The organism is uncultured Arthrobacter sp. (genome assembly GCF_964021775.1).
In the GTDB taxonomy this organism is placed as follows: domain Bacteria; phylum Actinomycetota; class Actinomycetes; order Actinomycetales; family Micrococcaceae; genus Arthrobacter.
Map to the genome: position 1 here is coordinate 157,548 of NZ_CAXHZI010000002.1, position 17,117 is coordinate 174,664.

The following is a 17,117-nucleotide window of genomic DNA, read 5'->3' on the forward strand; positions in this document are numbered from 1 at the left end:
TGTGCTAGTAGAAGATGCGCTAGTGCCGGTCGTACGCGGCGGCCAACAGCTGAACGGCCTCGGCGAAGCTGGCACCCTGGGCTTTAGCCGCCGCCGCGAACTCCGCCGCGGCGGCCGTGAGCGACCCCCAGGCCTCGTCGCGGGCACAGACAACCGTGCCGTTCCTGCCCTGCGTCGCCACGACGCCGGCGGCCTCAAGTTCCTTGTAGGCGCGCGCCACGGTGTGCGGTGCCACGCCAAGTTCGCCCGCCAGGCTGCGCACGGCCGGGAGCCGGGTGCCGGGGGCCAGGGAGCCGTTGTTGGCCTGCTCGATGATGTTCAGCCTGAGCTGCTCGAAGAGCGGCACCGAACTGCCGGCATTGGGCTTCCAGCTGCCGGGGAATCGGCCCGCCGTCCGCTCGCCGGAACTCACAGTTCCGGCTCCAGGACATCCCCGGCCCGTTCGCTGCCGGCGAACTGGGCGCGGTACAGCGAGCTGTACAGTCCGCCCCCCGCTATCAGGTCCTGGTGGTTCCCCTGTTCAACTATCCGTCCGTGGTCCATGACCAGAATTAGATCAGCGTCCCGGACGGTGGACAAGCGGTGGGCAATCACGAAGCTGGTCCGGCCCTGCCGGAGCCGCGCCATGGCCTGCCGGATCTGCACCTCCGTGCGGCTGTCCACCGAGCTGGTCGCCTCATCGAGGATCAGGATGCTGCGGCCGGACAGCTCCGCCCGGGCAATCGAGATCAGCTGCCGCTGGCCGCGGCTGAGGGAATCGCCGTCGTTGCCGAGCATGGTGGCGTAGCCGGCCGGCAGGGCGCGGACGAACTGGTCCACGTGGCTCGCCTGCGCGGCGGCGAGAATCTCCTCGTCGCTGGCGCCGGGCCGGCCGTACTCGATGTTGTCCCGGATGCTGCCCGTGAACAGCCACGCGTCCTGCAGCACGGTGCCGAAGGCGGACCGCAGCACGTCACGGGGCAGTTCGGCGATGTCCGCGCCGTCCACCGTGATCCGGCCCGAATCGAGCTCGTAGAACCGCATCAGGAGGTTGACCACCGTGGTCTTGCCCGCCCCGGTGTGCCCCACTATCGCGACGGTCTGGCCCGGCTCGACGGCGAAGGACAAGTCCCGGACCACCGGGGAACCCGGCGTATAGCCAAATGTGGCGTTTTCGAAGGTGACCCTCCCGGACGGCGGGGCGTCCCCGCCGTCGGCGGCGCGCAGGGCTGCGGCCCGGGCGGCGCCGGCGGCCGGCTCAGCCGGGTCCGCGGGTATTTCCGGGGCGTCCAGCAGTGCGAAGACGCGTTCGGCCGAGGCCACGCAGGACTGCATCAGGGTGAGCATGCCGCCGATCTGGCCCATCGGCTGGCTGAAGAGCCGGCTGAACTGGATGAAGGCCTGGATACCGCCGACCGTCATGGTGCCGGCGGCCACCTGCAGCGCTCCGATCACGGCAACCGCGATGTAGTTGAGGTTGGAGACGAAGATCATCAGGGGCTGCACGACGCCCGACAGGTACTGCGCGCTGGAGGCGGACCGGAAGAGCCGGTCATTGCTCTGCCTGAAGGTGGCCGCCGCAGCGTCCTGCCGGCCGAAGGCCTTCACGACCTCGTGCCCGGTGAAGAACTCCTCCAGGTGCGTGTGCAGTTCGCCGGTGCTGCCCCACTGCGCGGTGAAGTGCGCCTGCGATTTGCGCGCCACGGCCACCGTGATCAGAGTGGAGACGGGAACCGAGGCGAGAGCGATCAACGCCAGCAGCGGCGACAGCCAAAACATCATGGCCAGGGCCCCGGAGAGCATCAACACCGACATGATCAGCTGGTTGAGCAGCTGGTTGAGCGACTGCGAGACGTTGTCGACGTCGTTGGTGGCCCGGCTGAGCACGTCGCCGCGGTGCTGGTCGTCGAAATGGCTGGAGGGCAGCAGGTGCAGCTTGTGTTCCACGGCTGAACGGAGACCGTAGCTCAGCCGCTGCACCGCTGTTGCCGTCAGGGCACCCTGGATCCAGCTGAAGAGCGAGGCGCCAAGGTACATCAGTGCCACCGCGAGCAGCAGCCGGCCAAGCCGCTTCTCGTCGAAGACTCCGCCGACCACGCCGCGGACCACGACGTCGGTGGCGTCGCCGAGGTATTTGGGGGCCGCCACGTTCAGTGCCGCGAAACAGCACGTCGCGGCGATGACGCCGGCCATGCGAAGGCGTACCGGCTTCAGCAGCCCCAGCAGCCGGCCGGCGGTCCGCCATTTGGCCGCGGGCGTTCCGGCCTGCACCGGGGTGCCGGCGCTCACAGGGTTTCCTCGAGGACCAGCTGGGAGGCGGCGATCTCCTGGTAGGTCCGGGATGACTCCAGCAGCCCGTGATGGGTGCCCTGCGCCACCAGACGGCCGTCCTCGAGCACGAGGATCAGGTCCGCGTCCTCGATGGTGGAGAGTCGTTCGGCCACGATCAGCACGGTGGCCGTCCGCAGGAGCGGCTCCAGCGCAGCGCGGAGACGGATGTCAGTGCCGTAGTCGAGGGCGGAGAAACTGTCGTCGAACAGGTAGACGGGGGCCGGCCGGAGCAAGGCGCGGGCAATGCACAGGCGCTGGCGCTGGCCGCCGGAAAAGTTGGTGCCGCCCTGGCTGACCGGGGCGTCGAGGCCGCCGGGGAGGTCCCGGACGAAGTCCGCGGCCTGGGCGGTTTCCAGCGCCTGCCACAGCTGCGCCTCGTCCGCCGCCGGCCCGCCCATCCGCAGGTTCTGGGCGAGGGTGCCGGAGAAGAGGTAGGAGTGCTGCGGCACCAGCGCCATCATTCGACGCAGCGACGCCAGCGGCAGCGAGCGGATCCCGCGGCCGCCGATGCTGATGCTGCCTGCCGTCGGGTCAAGGAAGCGCGGCAGCAGGTTCAGCAGGGTGCTCTTGCCGCTGCCCGTGGCGCCGACGATCGCCGTCGTCGTCCCGGGAACGGCGGTGAAGCTGACCCCGGCCAGCACCGGCGCTTCCGCCCCGGGGTAGGCGAAGGCAACCTCGCGGAACTCGACGGTGCCATCGGCCACCGGCGGCCCAGGTTCCGGCTCAGTTCCTGGCTCCGGGCTCGCCGCGGAGGCCGGTGCGGAGTCGGCAGCCGCGTCCGGCCAGTTCTCCGGCGCGGGAGAGCCGATGGACGGCTCGGTATCGAGGACCGCCCGGATGCGCTCGGCGCAGGCCGCCGCGCGCGGGGCTGTCGTAAAGACGTACATCGCCATCATGATGGCGATCAGGATCTGCAGGATGTAGGCGATGAACGCAGTCAGGGCGCCGAGGCGCATCTGTCCGGCTTCGATCCGGTGGCCGCCGAACCAGACAACGGCGACCGAGGACAGGTTGACCACCACCATGATCACCGGGTTCATGCCGGCCACCAGCAGCGCGGAGTCCAGGTTGTTCCGGGTGAGGTCGCGGTTGGCGGCGTCGAAGCGGCGGATCTCATGGTCCTGCCGGACGAAGCCGCGGATGACGTTGGCGCCGATGATCTGTTCCCGCAGCACCCGGCTGATCCGGTCGATAAGTTCCTGGCCGCGCCGGTAGAGCGGGATCAGCCTGCGCACGATCAGCAGCATCAGCCCGGCCAGCACCGGGATGACGGCCACCACAATGCCGGAGAGCGCCAGGTCCTGGTGCACTGCAAGGGCGACGCCGCCGATGAAGCTGGCGGGGGCCGTGACGAGCATGGTGAATACGAGGACGGTGAGGTTCTGGATCTGCGCGACGTCATTGGTGGCCCGGGTGACGAGGCTGGGGGCACCGAACGCGCCCACCTCCTGCGAGGAAAAGGTCTGGACCTTGGCAAACAGTTCCTCGCGCAGCCCGCGTCCCACCCGCATGGCCACGACGGCGCCGAGATAGCCGGCGGCGACGGCGGCACCGACCTGGACGGCTGCGATCCCCGCCATCGCGCCGCCCAGACGGAGGATCACGGGCGTGTCGCCGGCGACGATGCCGTCGTCGATGATGGCGGCGTTCAGCGTGGGGAGCAGGAGGTTCGCGGTGGTCTGCACGAGCTGCAGGCAGATGATGGCCAGGACGGTCCTCCTGTGGGCGGCGAGCAGCCGCCGCATCAGGCTAAATAGCACCGAACCTCCATCGCTAGAACAGGGCGAGGATACGGACCAGAGGGCGGCCGCCCCCAGACCGCTTTGTCATTGTAAGCCCCATCACATGGCAAGAGTTGTCACACGGCGTGTCATATCCGTAAACGCGGCCCCGTTCGTGCCTCGCTTTCCCCGCCGCAGCGGTTTGTCGACGGCGCCGGACGGGGCAGCCTTCACCGTTTGCGGGCCACCGCGAAGACCCGCCGGAACGGGAACACCGTTCCGTGGGTGCCGGGCGGATAGGCCTCGTTCAAGAGCCGCGCGTAGTCGGCCTCGAAGCGGGCGCCCTCCTCCGCCGTGAGCGCGGCAAGCACCGGGCGGAGCCCGGTCCCGCGGACCCATTCCAGCACCGGGTTGGCCCCCGGCAGGACCTGCAGGTAAGTCGTCTCCCAGGCGTCCGCGTCGCAGCCGGCGTCGAGCATCAACTCAAGGTAGTCGTCCGGTCCGCCCACCACGTCGTCGTGCCGCAGCACGCCGGCAAGGCATCCGGACCATTCGTCCGACGCGGCAAGCCCGCGCATAAGGGTGTGCGAGGGCGCGTCGAAGTTGCCTGGCACCTGCAGCGCGAACCACGCTCCGGGGCGCAGCGCCTCAAGCCAGCGGGGCAGCAATTCCCGGTGCCCCGGCACCCACTGCAGGGCGGCGTTGCTGACAACGACGTCGGTGTCCGGCCCCGGCATCCACGCGGCGATGTCCCCCTGGCTAAACGACAGGTTGCCGGCCGCGGCCGCCACAGCGCCGGCCTTGGCAAGCATCTCCCCCGAGGAATCCAGCCCCTCCACCGCGGCGCCGGGCCAGCGGGCCGCCAGCGCCGCCGTCAGGTTTCCCGGCCCGCAGCCAAGGTCGACGACGTGCCGTGGCCCGTCCGCCTGGATGCGCGCGGTCAAGTCGAAAAAGGGCCGGTCCCGATAGTCCCCGAACTGGACGTACTTGGCTGGATCCCATTTCATGCATTCCTCCGCTTCACCGCTGGTTCTGTCAGCCGAAGCCTAACCCCGTGGGTCGGCCGGGGGATGGATGCATCGGTGGCTGCGCGCCGCCGGCCGCGCCGCTGGCCACTAAGCTGGAAGGCAATGAAACTCGTTGATCAGCTCCCCGCCCCGGCCGCCCGAGTTCCCGGCCGGACCGGCCTCGATCCGGACGAGCTCTACACCCGGTTCGTCGAATGGACGGAGAGCCGCGGGCTCGCCCTCTACACCGCCCAGGACGAGGCTGTAATGGAGCTCGCCGCCGGGTCCAACGTCATCCTGGCGACCCCCACCGGCTCCGGAAAATCGCTGGTGGCCATCGCGGCGCATTTCCAGGCGATGGCCCGTGGGGAGCGCAGCTACTACACCGCCCCCATCAAGGCCCTCGTGTCGGAGAAGTTCTTCGCGCTCTGCGAGATCTTCGGCGCCGAGAACGTCGGCATGATCACCGGCGACTCCGGCGTCAACCAGGACGCGCCCATCATCTGCTGCACCGCGGAGATCCTGGCGAACATCGCCCTGCGCGAGGGTTCCGCCGCGGAGCTTGGCGCGGTCATCATGGATGAGTTCCACTTCTACGCGGATCCGCAGCGCGGCTGGGCCTGGCAGGTGCCGCTGCTGGAACTCCCGCAGGCCCAATTCCTGCTGATGTCCGCCACGCTCGGCGACGTCACCCGCTTCGAGGAGGGCATCACCGAGCTGACCGGCCGGCCGACGACCACGGTCAGTTCCGCCGAACGGCCCATCCCCCTGCATTTCTACTACCAGCAGACCCCGGTGCACGAGACGCTCGAGGAGCTGCTCTCCACGAAACAGGTACCTGTCTACGTTGTGCACTTCAGCCAGCTTGAGGCGATCGACCGGGCCCAGAACCTGATGAGCATCAACGTCTGCACCCGCGAGGAAAAGGACAAGATCGCCGAGCTGATCGCCGGCTTCCGCTTCGCCGCCGGCTTCGGCAAGACGCTGAACCGGCTGGTCCGGCACGGCATCGGCGTGCATCACGCCGGCATGCTGCCCAAGTACCGCCGGCTCGTCGAGCAACTGGCCCAGGCCGGCCTGCTCAAGGTCATCTGCGGCACCGACACGCTGGGCGTCGGCATCAACGTCCCCATCCGCACCGTGCTCCTGACGGCCCTGAGCAAGTACGACGGCACGCGCACACGCCTGCTGAATTCCCGCGAGTTCCACCAGATCGCCGGCCGGGCGGGGCGGGCCGGCTACGACACCGCCGGGACCGTGGTGGTCCAGGCGCCCGAGCACGTGATCGAGAACGTGAAGGCGATGGCCAAGGCCACGGCGAAGTTCGGCGACGACCAGAAGAAGCTGCGCCAGGTGGTGAAAAAGAAGCCGCCGGAGGGCTTTGTGTCCTGGGGCGAGCCCACCTACAAGCGGCTGGTGGAGTCCGTGCCGGACCCGCTGGGCTCCAGCTTCACCGTCACTCACGCGATGCTGATGAACCTGATGGAACGCCCGGGCGATCCGTTCAAGGCCGCGCGCCGCCTGCTGACCGAAAACCACGAGCCGCGCGCCGCGCAGCTCCAGCTGATGAAGAAGGCCCTCGGCATTTACCGCGAACTGCTGGCCGCCGGCGTCGTCGAACGCATCCCGCCCGCCGAGCAGGGCCCGGACGGCCGCAGCGTGCGGCTCACCGTGCACCTGCAGGCGAACTTCGCCCTGAACCAGCCGCTCTCCCCCTTCGCCCTGGCGGCCCTGGAGCTGCTGGATCCGGAGTCGCCGTCGTACGCCCTCGACGTCGTGTCGGTGATCGAGTCGACGCTGGAGAAGCCGCGGCAGATTTTGTCCGCGCAGCAGAAGAAGGCGCGCGGCGAGGCGATCGCCGCGATGAAGGCCGACGGGATCGACTATGACCAGCGGATGGCCATGCTGGAGGAGGTCAGCTACCCCCAGCCGCTCGCGGAGATCCTCGGCGAGGCCTTCGATGTGTACCGGAAGGCCGCGCCGTGGATCGGCGACTTTGAGCTCGCGCCCAAGTCCGTGATCCGGGACATGTACGAACGGGCCATGAACTTCGGTGAATTCGTGCAGTTCTACGGCCTGGCCCGGTCCGAGGGCATTGTGCTGCGGTACCTGGCCGACGGGTTCAAGGCCCTCCGGCAGACCGTGCCGCAGGATGCGCTGCGCGAGGACCTCGAGGACCTCATCGCCTGGCTCGGCGAGCTGGTCCGGCAGGTGGACTCGAGCCTGCTGGACGAATGGGAGGAACTCACCTCCGGCGCCGCCCCGACCCCGCACGACGCCCCGCCGCCCCCGCCGCCGTCGCTGACCTCCAACGTCCGGGCGTTCCGCGTGATGGTCCGCAACGAGATGTTCCGGCGGGTGGAACTGTTCGCTGACGAGGCCGCCACCGCGCTGGGCGAGCTCGACGGCGGCTCCGGCTGGGACGCGGAACGCTGGGAGGATGCGCTGGACGACTACTTCGAGGAGCACGGGGACATCGGGACCGGCCCGGACGCACGCGGGCCCGGCCTGCTGATCATCACCGAGGAACCGGGCGTCTGGAAGGTGCGGCAGATCTTCGACGACCCGGCCGGCAACCACGACTGGGGCATCTCCGCCGAGGTGGACCTGCCCGCCTCGGACGAGACCGGCACCGCCGTCGTGCGCGTAGCCGACGTGAACCGCCTGTAGCCGCTAGTAAACTGGCGGGCATGAGTGTAATCCGCCCGGCCACCGCCCACGACGTCCCCGCCATCCTGCAGATGATCCACGACCTGGCCATCTACGAGAAGGAGCCGGACGCCGTCCGGAACACCCCGGAAATGCTTACGGAGGTGCTGTTCGGCGAGAACCCGCGTGTATACGCGACCATGGCGGAGAACGAAGCCGGCGACGTCCAGGGCTTCGCGCTGTGGTTCCTGAACTACTCCACCTGGGAAGGCGTGCACGGGATCTACCTCGAGGACCTGTACGTGATGCCCGAGGCCCGCGGCGCCGGCCACGGCAAGGCGCTGCTGCAGCACCTCGCCGCGACCGCCGTCGACCGCGGCTACGCGCGGGTGGAGTGGAGCGTGCTGGATTGGAACGAACCCTCGATCGCGTTCTACAAGAACCTCGGCGCCGCTCCGATGGACGAATGGTCCACCTTCCGGCTCACCGGCGAAGCACTGGACGCGTTCGCCGGCGCCCGGACGGCCGACGCGCGTGGCTGACACTGTTTCGGCGACGACAGCTTCCGTCCCGCACATCGTCAAGGCCCGGCACGCCTACCGCGGCATGCGCACCGCCGAGCACTACTTCGAGGTTCCGCTGGACCACTTCGGCGCCGGCGGCGAAACGATCACGGTCTTTGCCCGCGAATACGTCTCCGCCGACCACAGCGAGGAGGCCGCCGCGGAACTGCCGTGGCTGCTGTACCTGCAGGGCGGTCCCGGCGGCCGCGGCAACCGGTTCCCCGCCCTGGGCGGCTGGAGCAAGGCCGCGGCGAAGGACTTCCGGATCCTGATGCTGGACCAGCGCGGCACCGGCCTGTCCACCCCCGTCGACCGCAACACCCTCCCGCTGCGCGGGAACGAGCGGGACCAGGCGCACTACCTGGAGCACTTCCGGGCCGACTCGATCGTGGCCGACGCCGAAGCCATCCGCCGGACCCTGGGCGCCGCGCCGTGGACCATCTACGGGCAGAGCTACGGCGGTTTCTGCGCGCTCAGTTACCTGTCCTTCGCCCCGGAGGGGCTCCGCGAGGCGCTGATCACCGGCGGCCTTGCGCCCCTGGCCGGTCCGGCGGACCGGGTCTACCAGGCAACCTTCCGCCGGGTGGCTGCGCGGAACGCCGAGTACTTCGGCTGGTACCCGCAGGACCGGGAGCTGGTCAGCCGGATCGCCCGGCACCTCCGCGAGTCCGAGGAGTTCCTGCCCGACGGCAGCTCGCTCACGGTGGAGCGGTTCCAGATGGTGGGCTCCTACCTCGGCGGCAACACCCGGGTGGACGGCCTGCACCACCTGCTGGAGGATGCCTTCGTCAGTACCCCCGACGGCGACCGCCTCTCCGACGGCTTCCTGGAACAGGTCCGGGGCCTCGTTTCCCGCGCGGCGAACCCGCTGTACGCCCTGATGCACGAATCCATCTACGGCCAGGGCGAGGCCACCGACTGGGCTGCGCTGCGGGTGCTCCAGGACTTCCCGGAGTTCCGCCCCGACGCCGCCGACCCGCTGCTGACCGGTGAGATGGTCTACCCCTGGTACTTCGAGCAGGACCCGGCGCTGCGTCCGCTACGGACGGTGGCGCAGCTGCTCGCCGAGAAGAACGACTGGAAACCGCTTTACGACCCGGAGCGGCTTGCCCTCAACAACGTACCGGTGACGGCCGCCGTGTACAGCGATGACATCTACGTGGACCGGGACCTGTCGCTGGAAACCGCCGCGGCGGTGCGCCGGCTGCAGGTGTGGGAGACCGACGAGTTCCACCACGACGGCATCGCCGACGACGGCGAGGCCATCTTCGGCCGGCTGCTCGGCATGGCCCGCGCGGGCAGGGCCTGAGCCGTCCCGACGCGGTACCGGCGGGGGCTCATCCCCCGGCCGAAACAGCAATGCGGCGGTGGCCCGCCGACACGACCAGTGCCAGCACCGCGGCGGCCACCACGGCCGCAACGAGGTTCAGGCCCTGGTAACCGACCCCGCTCATCACGAGCCCGGCGAACCCCGATCCCACGGCTCCCGCGACACCCATCAGGGTGTCCGAGACGCCCTGGACGAGGACCCGGTCGCCGGCCGCGACGCTCTCCGCGAGCAGGGTGGACCCTGCGATGGTGGCCGCGGACCAGCCCAGGCCCAGCAGCACGAGTCCGGTCGTGACCAGCGCCGGCTGCGCCTGGCCGAACCCCGCGACGCAGGCGGCGAGCAGAATCAGGCCGTGGCCCAGCAGGATCACCGGCAGCCGGCCGAACGTGTCGGTGAGCCAGCCCATCACCGGGGAGAGGGCATACATGCCGGCGATGTGCAGCGAGATCGTGAAGCCGATCAGCACAAAGACGTCGGTGCCCGCAGCGTGCGAATGCCCCGGGTCGTGGCCGGCCAGCGGCCCTTCGGTGAGCAGCTGCAGATGCAGCGGGGTCATGGACATCACAGCGGCCATGCAGCCGTGCGCGGCGACGACGGCGAGCAGTGCCAGCCGGGCGCGGGGCGAGGACCGGGCCGCGCGCAGCCCGTCCCGCAGGGCATGCCTGCGCCGGCGGCCCGCCGCCCCTTTCGCCGGCCCGTCCGCAGTCGCCGCTGCCGGCTCCCCTGACCCGCTCCGGATCCGGGCGGCCAGCAGCAGCGGGTCCGGGCGCAGCCCGAGGAACAGCAGCAGCGCCGCGAGGGCGAGTCCCGCCGTCGAAAACACGAAGGGCCCGGAGATCGGCGGCAGGCCGAGCGCCTGCCCCACCACCGCGCCGGGCTGGATCAGGTTCGGTCCGGCCACGGCCCCGACCGTGACCGCCCAGACCACCACCGCGAGCGAGCGTCCCCGGTGTTCCGGCACTGCGAGGTCGACGGCGGCGAAGCGGGCCTGCAGGTTGGCTGCCGTGCCCAGGCCCAGCATGGCGGCGCCCAGCAGCAGTACCGGGAAGAGGCCGGTGACGGTCGCCAGGATCACCAGCAGGGCGCCGGTCATCGCGGAGAGCAACCCGGTCACCAGGGCTGCCCGGCGGCCGCGCCGGCCGGCCAGGCCGGCGAGCGGCAGCGCGGCCACTGCTGCCGCCAGGGTCATGGTGGTGGTGACCGAGCCCGCCCAGGCGTTCGATCCGGAGAGCTGGACGGCCAGCAGCGAGCCGACGGAGAGGCTGGCGCCGCCGCCCACGCCGCTGAGCAGCTGGGCGGCGCTCAGCACCACAACGGTACGGCGCTGCACCCGTTGCGGGTGCAGCGCCGTACCGGCCGCCGTCGCGGCGTCAAAGATTTTCACGCTCCGAGCTTAGCCCGTGGCGGGGCCGCCCGGAGGCGCTACTCGGCGTCGGTGAGGCTCTTGCGGGAGTCCTCTTCGAGCCGGGCGTCCAGCTTGGCCTTCGAGGCCTTGGAGCTGACCAGGCTGGCGACGACCGCGATGATAATGGTGCCGATGATCACTCCGAGCGACACGTAGGTCGGGATCTCCGGGGCCCATTCGATGTGCTTGCCGCCGTTGATGAAGGGCAGTTCGTTGACGTGCATGGCGTGCAGCACCAGCTTGACGCCGATGAAGGCGAGGATGACGGACAGCGCATGCTTGAGGTAGATCAGCCGGTTCATCAGGCCGCCGAGCAGGAAGTAGAGCTGGCGCAGACCCATCAGGGCGAAGATGTTGGCGGTGAAGACGATGAACGCGCTCTGGGTCAGGCCGAAGATGGCCGGGATGGAGTCCACGGCGAAGAGTAGGTCGGTCATGCCGATGGTCACAAAAACGATCAGCATCGGGGTGAAGACCTTTTTGCCGTCGACCTCGGTGCGCAGCTTGCCGCCGTCGAACTTCTCCGACATCGGCAGGATCCGGCGGATCCGGGCGATCAGCGGGTTTTCCTTGTCTTCCTCGTCCTCGCCCTCGTCCTGCGCCTGCTTCCAGGCGGTCCAGAGCAGGAACGCGCCGAAGATGTAGAAGACCCAGCTGAACTGTTCAATCACGATCGCGCCGAGCAGGATGAAGATGCCGCGCAGGATCAGGGCGATGATGATGCCCACCATGAGCACTTCCTGCTGGTACTTACGGGGTACCGAGAAGCGAGCCATGATGATGATGAACACGAACAGGTTGTCGATGCTGAGGCTGTACTCCGTCACCCAGCCGGCGATGAACTGCCCGCCGTACTCCGGGCCGGTGAACAGAAACATGGCTCCGGCGAAGACGAGCGCCAGGGCGATGTAGAAGGAGACCCAGAGGCCCGCTTCCTTCATGGACGGCTCGTGCGGGCGCTTCAGCACCAGAAGCAGGTCGATGGCGAGGATGATGCCGAGAACGACGAAGGAGCCGATCTCGAACCAGACGGGAAGTTCGGGCACAAAGATACCTTTCGCAGGGTACAACTAAGCGGTGTAAGTCTCTCCGGCTAGCTGCCGCACCGGGGCCGTTGCCCTCCGGTGCCGATTCGCTGCCCGCTACGCCCGGCAGGGCATCTGTGCCGTGCGTGTTGACGATCGTAGCGCTTGGGATACTCCCCTACGTCAGTCCCACTTTACCCTAGGCGTGCCCGGCCGACTGCATCTGGCGCAACTCCTTCTTGAGCTCCCCGACCTCGTCCCGGAGCCGGGCGGCGAGCTCGAACTGCAGCTCGCCGGCTGCGGCGTGCATCTGCTCGGTCAGCTGTTCGATCAGGCCCACCAGGTCCTCGGCCGGGGCGGCGGCGAGGCCGTCGGCGCGGACCTTGGAGCTGCCCTTGCCCTTGCCGCGGGCCTTGCCCGCGCTGGCCAGCAGCTCGCGGGTGTCTGCGTCCTCCTTGTTGATCTGGTCCGTGATGTCGGCGATCTTCTTCCGCAGCGGCTGCGGGTCGATGCCCTTTTCCGTGTTGTAGGCCACCTGGATGGCGCGGCGCCGGTTCGTTTCGTCGATGGCGTGGGCCATCGAGTCAGTGATTCTGTCCGCATACATGTGGACCTGGCCGGAGACATTGCGGGCGGCACGCCCGATGGTCTGGATCAGCGACGTGGAGGAGCGCAGGAAGCCTTCCTTGTCGGCGTCGAGGATGCTGACCAGCGAGACCTCCGGGAGGTCAAGGCCTTCCCGGAGCAGGTTGATGCCGACCAGGACGTCGAAGACCCCCATCCGCAGTTCGCGGAGCAGCTCCACGCGGCGCAGCGTGTCGACGTCGGAGTGTAGGTATTCGACCTTCACACCGTGGCCCAGCAGGTAGTCGGTGAGGTCCTCGGCCATCCGTTTGGTCAGCGTGGTGACGAGGACGCGTTCATTCTTCGCCGTGCGGGTGCGGATTTCGCCCAGCAGGTCGTCGATCTGGCCCTTGGTGGGCTTGACGATGACCTCGGGGTCGATCAGGCCGGTGGGCCGGATGATCTGCTGCACGAAGCCGTCCGCCTTGCCGAGCTCGAACTTGCCCGGCGTCGCGGACAGGTAGACGGTCTGGCCGATGCGTTCCTGGAACTCGTCCCACTTGAGCGGTCGGTTGTCCATCGCCGAGGGCAGCCGGAAGCCGAAGTCCACGAGGTTCCGCTTGCGGGACATGTCGCCCTCGTACATGGCGCCGATCTGCGGCACGGTGACGTGGGATTCATCGATCACCAGGAGGAAATCGTCCGGGAAGTAGTCGAGGAGGCAGTGCGGCGCGGTCCCCGGGGCGCGGCCGTCAATGTGCGAGGAGTAGTTCTCAATGCCGTTGCAGAATCCCATCTGCTGCATCATTTCCAGGTCGTAGGTGGTGCGCATCCGGAGCCGCTGGGCCTCGACCAGCTTGTTCTGGCTCTCCAGGACCTTGAGCCGGTCGGCGAGCTCGTCCTCGATCCGCTTGATCGCGCGGGCCATGCGCTCCGGACCGGCCACGTAGTGCGAAGCGGGGAAGACGTACATCTCGGTCTCGTCCCGGAGCACCTCGCCGGTCAGCGGGTGCAGCGTGTAGATGTTCTCGATCTCGTCGCCGAAGAACTCGATCCGGATGGCCAGTTCCTCATACATCGGGATGATTTCCACGGTGTCCCCGCGTACCCGGAACGTGCCGCGGTGGAAGTCCATGTCGTTGCGGGTGTACTGCATGGTGACGAACTTCCGGAGCAGGTCGTCGCGGTTCATCTCGGCGCCCTTGCGGAGCGTCACCATGCCGGCGATGTACTCTTCCGGGGTGCCGAGGCCGTAGATGCAGGACACCGTGGCCACGACGATTACGTCGCGGCGGGTCAGCAGCGCGTTGGTGGCCGAGTGCCGGAGCCGTTCGACTTCCTCGTTGACGGAGGAGTCCTTCTCGATGAAGGTGTCCGTCTGCGCCACGTAGGCCTCGGGCTGGTAGTAGTCGTAGTAAGAGACGAAGTACTCCACGGCGTTGTTCGGGAGCAGCTCACGGAATTCGTTCGCGAGCTGCGCGGCGAGGGTCTTGTTCTGCACCATCACCAGGGTGGGCCGCTGGACCTGCTCGATCAGCCACGCCGTCGTCGCGCTCTTACCGGTACCGGTGGCGCCGAGCAGCACCACATCCTTCTCACCGTTCTTGATGCGCTCGGTCAGTTCGGCGATCGCAGCGGGCTGGTCACCGGCGGGCTTGAACTCGCTGATGACCTCGAAGGGCGCCACAACACGGTTGATTTCCTGGGCAAGGCTCATGGTACTAATCTACCGCCGCCCTCCGACAGGGTTCCCCTGATTCAGCTTTGGGCTGTACCGCCCGGTCCGCCGCCGGCGTACGACGGCGGCTGCCAGCCGGTGCGCCGGGCCCAGTCGTCCATCCGCGGGGCGGCGTAGGCCGTGAACCACTCCTCCTTGTCCGCGGCGTAGGCCGCGGTGGACTTGTCCACGCCGTGCCGCCGCGCCGCGCGCCGCTTTTCCGCTAGGTAGTCCGCGCGGGCCGCGGCGTCGTCGCGCAGCCAGTCGCGGAAGCACAACGCGTACCGCCAGCCCGGGGATCCCGCGGCCCGGACGTGCAGGTTCACGGGACGGCCGGGGTCCGCGCTGCCGTGCACCCGCTTGTCCCAGTCGGCCGGGTCGGGGTGCGCGGGCTTGGGGTTGTCGGCGCCGATTCCCGGCCAGCGCGGGAACCCTGCCTCGGCCAGCAGCGGCTCCAGGCGGTCCGCCGTCGCCAGGTCCCGGACGGTGAGCTGCAGGTCCAGCACATCTTTCGCGGCGAGGCCCGGGACGGCCGTGGATCCGATGTGGTCCACCGCAAGGATGTCCCGCGGCGCCACGGCCTGCAGCCGGCCAGCCAGGCGCGAGGCCTGGGCAGGCCAGTCGGGGTCCGCGGGGCTGAGCACCGGCCCGCCGGTGCGCGGGGCCATCCGGTGCTTGGCCAGGTTGTCCGCAAACGGCAGCAGCCGTCGCTGCCAGAGCCGGTCCACTGCGTCCCGGAGTTCCTCCTTGGAGCCGGAGTTGTCCAGCACGACGTCGGCCGCGGCCAGCCGGGCTTCCCTCGTTGCTTGGGCGGCCATCCGGGAGCGTGCCTCTTCGACGGTCATTTTGCGGTGCTCCACCATCCGCCGGACCCTGAGGTCCTCCGGGGCGTCCACGACCACCACGAGGTGGAAGTTGGCGCCCTGGCCGGTCTCGACCAGGAGCGGGATGTCCTGGACCACAACGGCCCCCTTCGGGGCGGCCGCGGCGAGAGCGGCGGCACGTTCCCTGACGAGGGGGTGGACGATGCCGTTCAGCACGGCGAGCCGTTCCGGGTTGCCGAAAACCACGGCGCCGAGGCGGGTGCGGTCCAGGGCGCCGTCCGGGTCGAGGATGGCGGAGCTGAAGGCTTCCACCACGCGCGCCAGTCCGGGCGTCCCCGGCTCCACCGCCTCGCGGGCCAGCGCGTCGGCGTCGACCAGCACCGCGCCCAGCTCGCGCAGCCGCGACGCCACCACTGACTTCCCTGAGGCGATGCCGCCCGTCAAACCAATCTTCAGCACCCCACCAGACTAAACTGAAGCCGTGCCAGTCGACGCGGTTTCTCCGGAAAGCAGGGCCACTGCGTACACCACCCTCGCGGGCGGCGGCGGCTTCCGACACGAGCTGGAGATCAAGCGGTCCCGCTTCATCACGGTGCTGCAGCGCACCGCCGACGAGGACAGCGCCCGGTCGCTGGTGAACGGGCTGCGCCGGGAATTCCACGACGCGCGGCACCACTGCTCGGCCTTCGTGCTTGGCCCGGACCGCGGGGTGCAGCGCTCCAGCGACGACGGCGAACCCTCCGGCACCGCAGGCATCCCGATGCTGGACGCACTGCTGAAACGCGAAACCGCACCCGGCGTGGCCGACCTCAGCGACGTGACCGCCGTCGTCGTCCGCTATTTCGGCGGCATCCTGCTCGGTGCCGGCGGACTGGTACGGGCCTATTCCGAATCCGTGTCCGCCGCGCTGGAACTCGCGCCGCTGGTGCGGCGGCAGCGGCTGCGGATCTGCGCCGTGCCGGTGCCGCACGCGTCCGCTGGCAGGCTCGAAAATGAACTGCGCTCGGCCGGTTATGTGATGGCCGGCACCAGCTATGATGCGCAGACGACGGTTCTTCGGCTGGCGCTGCCGGACGACCCGGCTGGGCTGGCGCAGGCCGCTGATCGCCTCGCGGCCCTCACGACTGGAACCGCCGTGCTGCAGCCCGGAGAAACGGAGTGGATCGATGTTGCCATCAACTGAGCCGGTGCCCGCGGTGGCGCTGGTCGACGTGACGGAGCCGGTGCTGGAGCGGCTGCTGTCGGTCGCGCTGCACGACGCCGACGCCGAGGAAGTCACCCCGCCGCTGGGGACCGCCGAGGGTTGGAACACCGAACGGATCAGCTGGTTCCGCGACTACCACCACGCCGCCGCGGCAGGGCTGGACGGTCCGGCACGGCAGAAAACCTGGGCCATCACGGCCGACGGCGAGCTGGCCGGTTCCATCCGGCTCCTGCGCGTCCCCTCTGACCGGCCCGGGACGGCCGTGCCGGGTGGCGGGGCCCTGGAGACCGGGCTCTGGCTCGGCCGCAGCTTCCGCGGGCGCGGCATCGGCCGGGAGGCGCTGCGGCTGGTCAAGGCCGAAGCCGCAGGGGCCGGGGCGGACCTGCTGGTGGCCGAAACAACCACGGGCAACGGCGCCGCGCAGGCCCTGCTTCGTTCCGTCGGCGCCGAGCTGGCAACGGACGGCCACCGGGTGGGTGCGCGCCTCAAACTCTGCTAGCTGGCGGTGCGGGGTGCCGAATCCCCGGGACATGCCCCACGCCCGCGCTGACCGATGCGCAGAGTGCCTCTATGCCCACCATCTGCGTCCAAGGATGGACATGTCCCTCCCCCAGGCAACTTAGGGGACATGCCCCACGCCCGCGCGGACCGATGCGCATAATGCCACTGTGCCCACCGGCTGCGCCCAAGGATGGACATGTCCCTCCCCCAGGTAACTTAGAGGACATGCCCCACGCCCGCGCGGACCGATGCGCATAACGCCGCTGTGCCCACCGGCTGCGCCCAAGGATGGACATG

Annotated in this window: 13 protein-coding genes; 5 read left to right on the top strand and 8 right to left on the bottom strand. The window is 69.2% G+C overall.

Features of this window, described 5'->3' with window-relative positions:
• Nucleotides 1-19 precede the first annotated feature (19 nt).
• The 4 genes from ABIN76_RS02625 to ABIN76_RS02640 form a co-directional block, all read right to left on the bottom strand.
• Entirely contained in the window at nucleotides 20-412 is a 393-nt protein-coding gene (locus ABIN76_RS02625; protein ID WP_346958161.1) for a GntR family transcriptional regulator, read from the bottom strand.
• Nucleotides 409-2,172, bottom strand: a complete 1,764-nt coding sequence (locus tag ABIN76_RS02630) for an ABC transporter ATP-binding protein (protein ID WP_346958341.1) — start codon at nucleotides 2,170-2,172, stop codon at nucleotides 409-411. The genes ABIN76_RS02625 and ABIN76_RS02630 overlap by 4 nt, the downstream gene beginning before the upstream one ends.
• Before the next feature lie 92 nt (nucleotides 2,173-2,264).
• Nucleotides 2,265-4,055 carry an ABC transporter ATP-binding protein gene (locus tag ABIN76_RS02635; RefSeq protein ID WP_346958342.1) on the bottom strand — a complete coding sequence of 597 codons (1,791 nt, stop codon included), beginning with the start codon at nucleotides 4,053-4,055 and terminating at the stop codon, nucleotides 2,265-2,267.
• A 206-nt stretch (nucleotides 4,056-4,261) separates the two neighbouring features.
• The gene (locus ABIN76_RS02640; protein WP_346958162.1) at nucleotides 4,262-5,038 is read right to left on the bottom strand and encodes a trans-aconitate 2-methyltransferase; all 777 of its coding nucleotides are present in this window, start codon (nucleotides 5,036-5,038) and stop codon (nucleotides 4,262-4,264) included.
• A 123-nt stretch (nucleotides 5,039-5,161) separates the two neighbouring features.
• Here ABIN76_RS02640 and ABIN76_RS02645 point away from each other — a divergent pair, with 123 nt between their 5' ends.
• The 3 genes from ABIN76_RS02645 (at nucleotide 5,162) to ABIN76_RS02655 (ending at nucleotide 9,559) form a co-directional block, all read left to right on the top strand.
• Nucleotides 5,162-7,708, top strand: a complete 2,547-nt coding sequence (locus tag ABIN76_RS02645) for a DUF3516 domain-containing protein (protein ID WP_346958163.1) — start codon at nucleotides 5,162-5,164, stop codon at nucleotides 7,706-7,708.
• Nucleotides 7,709-7,728: 20 nt separating this feature from the next.
• A complete protein-coding gene (locus ABIN76_RS02650) occupies nucleotides 7,729-8,229 on the top strand; it encodes a GNAT family N-acetyltransferase (protein WP_346958164.1) in 501 nt (166 codons plus the stop codon).
• Between the two features lie 64 nt (nucleotides 8,230-8,293).
• Nucleotides 8,294-9,559: an alpha/beta fold hydrolase gene (locus ABIN76_RS02655; RefSeq protein ID WP_346958343.1), complete on the top strand. Its 1,266-nt coding sequence runs from the start codon at nucleotides 8,294-8,296 to the stop codon at nucleotides 9,557-9,559.
• 28 nt (nucleotides 9,560-9,587) lie between these two features.
• Here the strand turns inward: ABIN76_RS02655 and ABIN76_RS02660 are convergent, their stop codons facing one another.
• From ABIN76_RS02660 to coaE, 4 genes are all read right to left on the bottom strand, one after another.
• Nucleotides 9,588-10,964, bottom strand: a complete 1,377-nt coding sequence (locus tag ABIN76_RS02660; protein ID WP_346958165.1) for an MFS transporter — start codon at nucleotides 10,962-10,964, stop codon at nucleotides 9,588-9,590.
• Nucleotides 10,965-11,002: 38 nt separating this feature from the next.
• Nucleotides 11,003-12,031, bottom strand: a complete 1,029-nt coding sequence (locus ABIN76_RS02665) for a TerC family protein (RefSeq protein WP_346958166.1) — start codon at nucleotides 12,029-12,031, stop codon at nucleotides 11,003-11,005.
• A gap of 178 nt (nucleotides 12,032-12,209) precedes the next feature.
• Nucleotides 12,210-14,291, bottom strand: coding sequence for an excinuclease ABC subunit UvrB (uvrB, locus tag ABIN76_RS02670; protein WP_346958167.1), 2,082 nt, complete (start codon nucleotides 14,289-14,291; stop codon nucleotides 12,210-12,212).
• 41 nt (nucleotides 14,292-14,332) lie between these two features.
• Nucleotides 14,333-15,574, bottom strand: coding sequence for a dephospho-CoA kinase (gene coaE / locus ABIN76_RS02675; RefSeq protein ID WP_346958168.1), 1,242 nt, complete (start codon nucleotides 15,572-15,574; stop codon nucleotides 14,333-14,335).
• A gap of 22 nt (nucleotides 15,575-15,596) precedes the next feature.
• On the opposite strand from coaE, the gene ABIN76_RS02680 reads away from it, so the two are divergent.
• On the top strand, nucleotides 15,597-16,298 hold the full coding sequence (locus tag ABIN76_RS02680) for a YigZ family protein (RefSeq protein ID WP_346958169.1): 702 nt from the start codon (nucleotides 15,597-15,599) through the stop codon (nucleotides 16,296-16,298).
• Nucleotides 16,282-16,818 carry a GNAT family N-acetyltransferase gene (locus ABIN76_RS02685; protein ID WP_346958170.1) on the top strand — a complete coding sequence of 179 codons (537 nt, stop codon included), beginning with the start codon at nucleotides 16,282-16,284 and terminating at the stop codon, nucleotides 16,816-16,818. The genes ABIN76_RS02680 and ABIN76_RS02685 overlap by 17 nt, the downstream gene beginning before the upstream one ends.
• The last annotated feature ends 299 nt before the right edge of the window (nucleotides 16,819-17,117 follow it).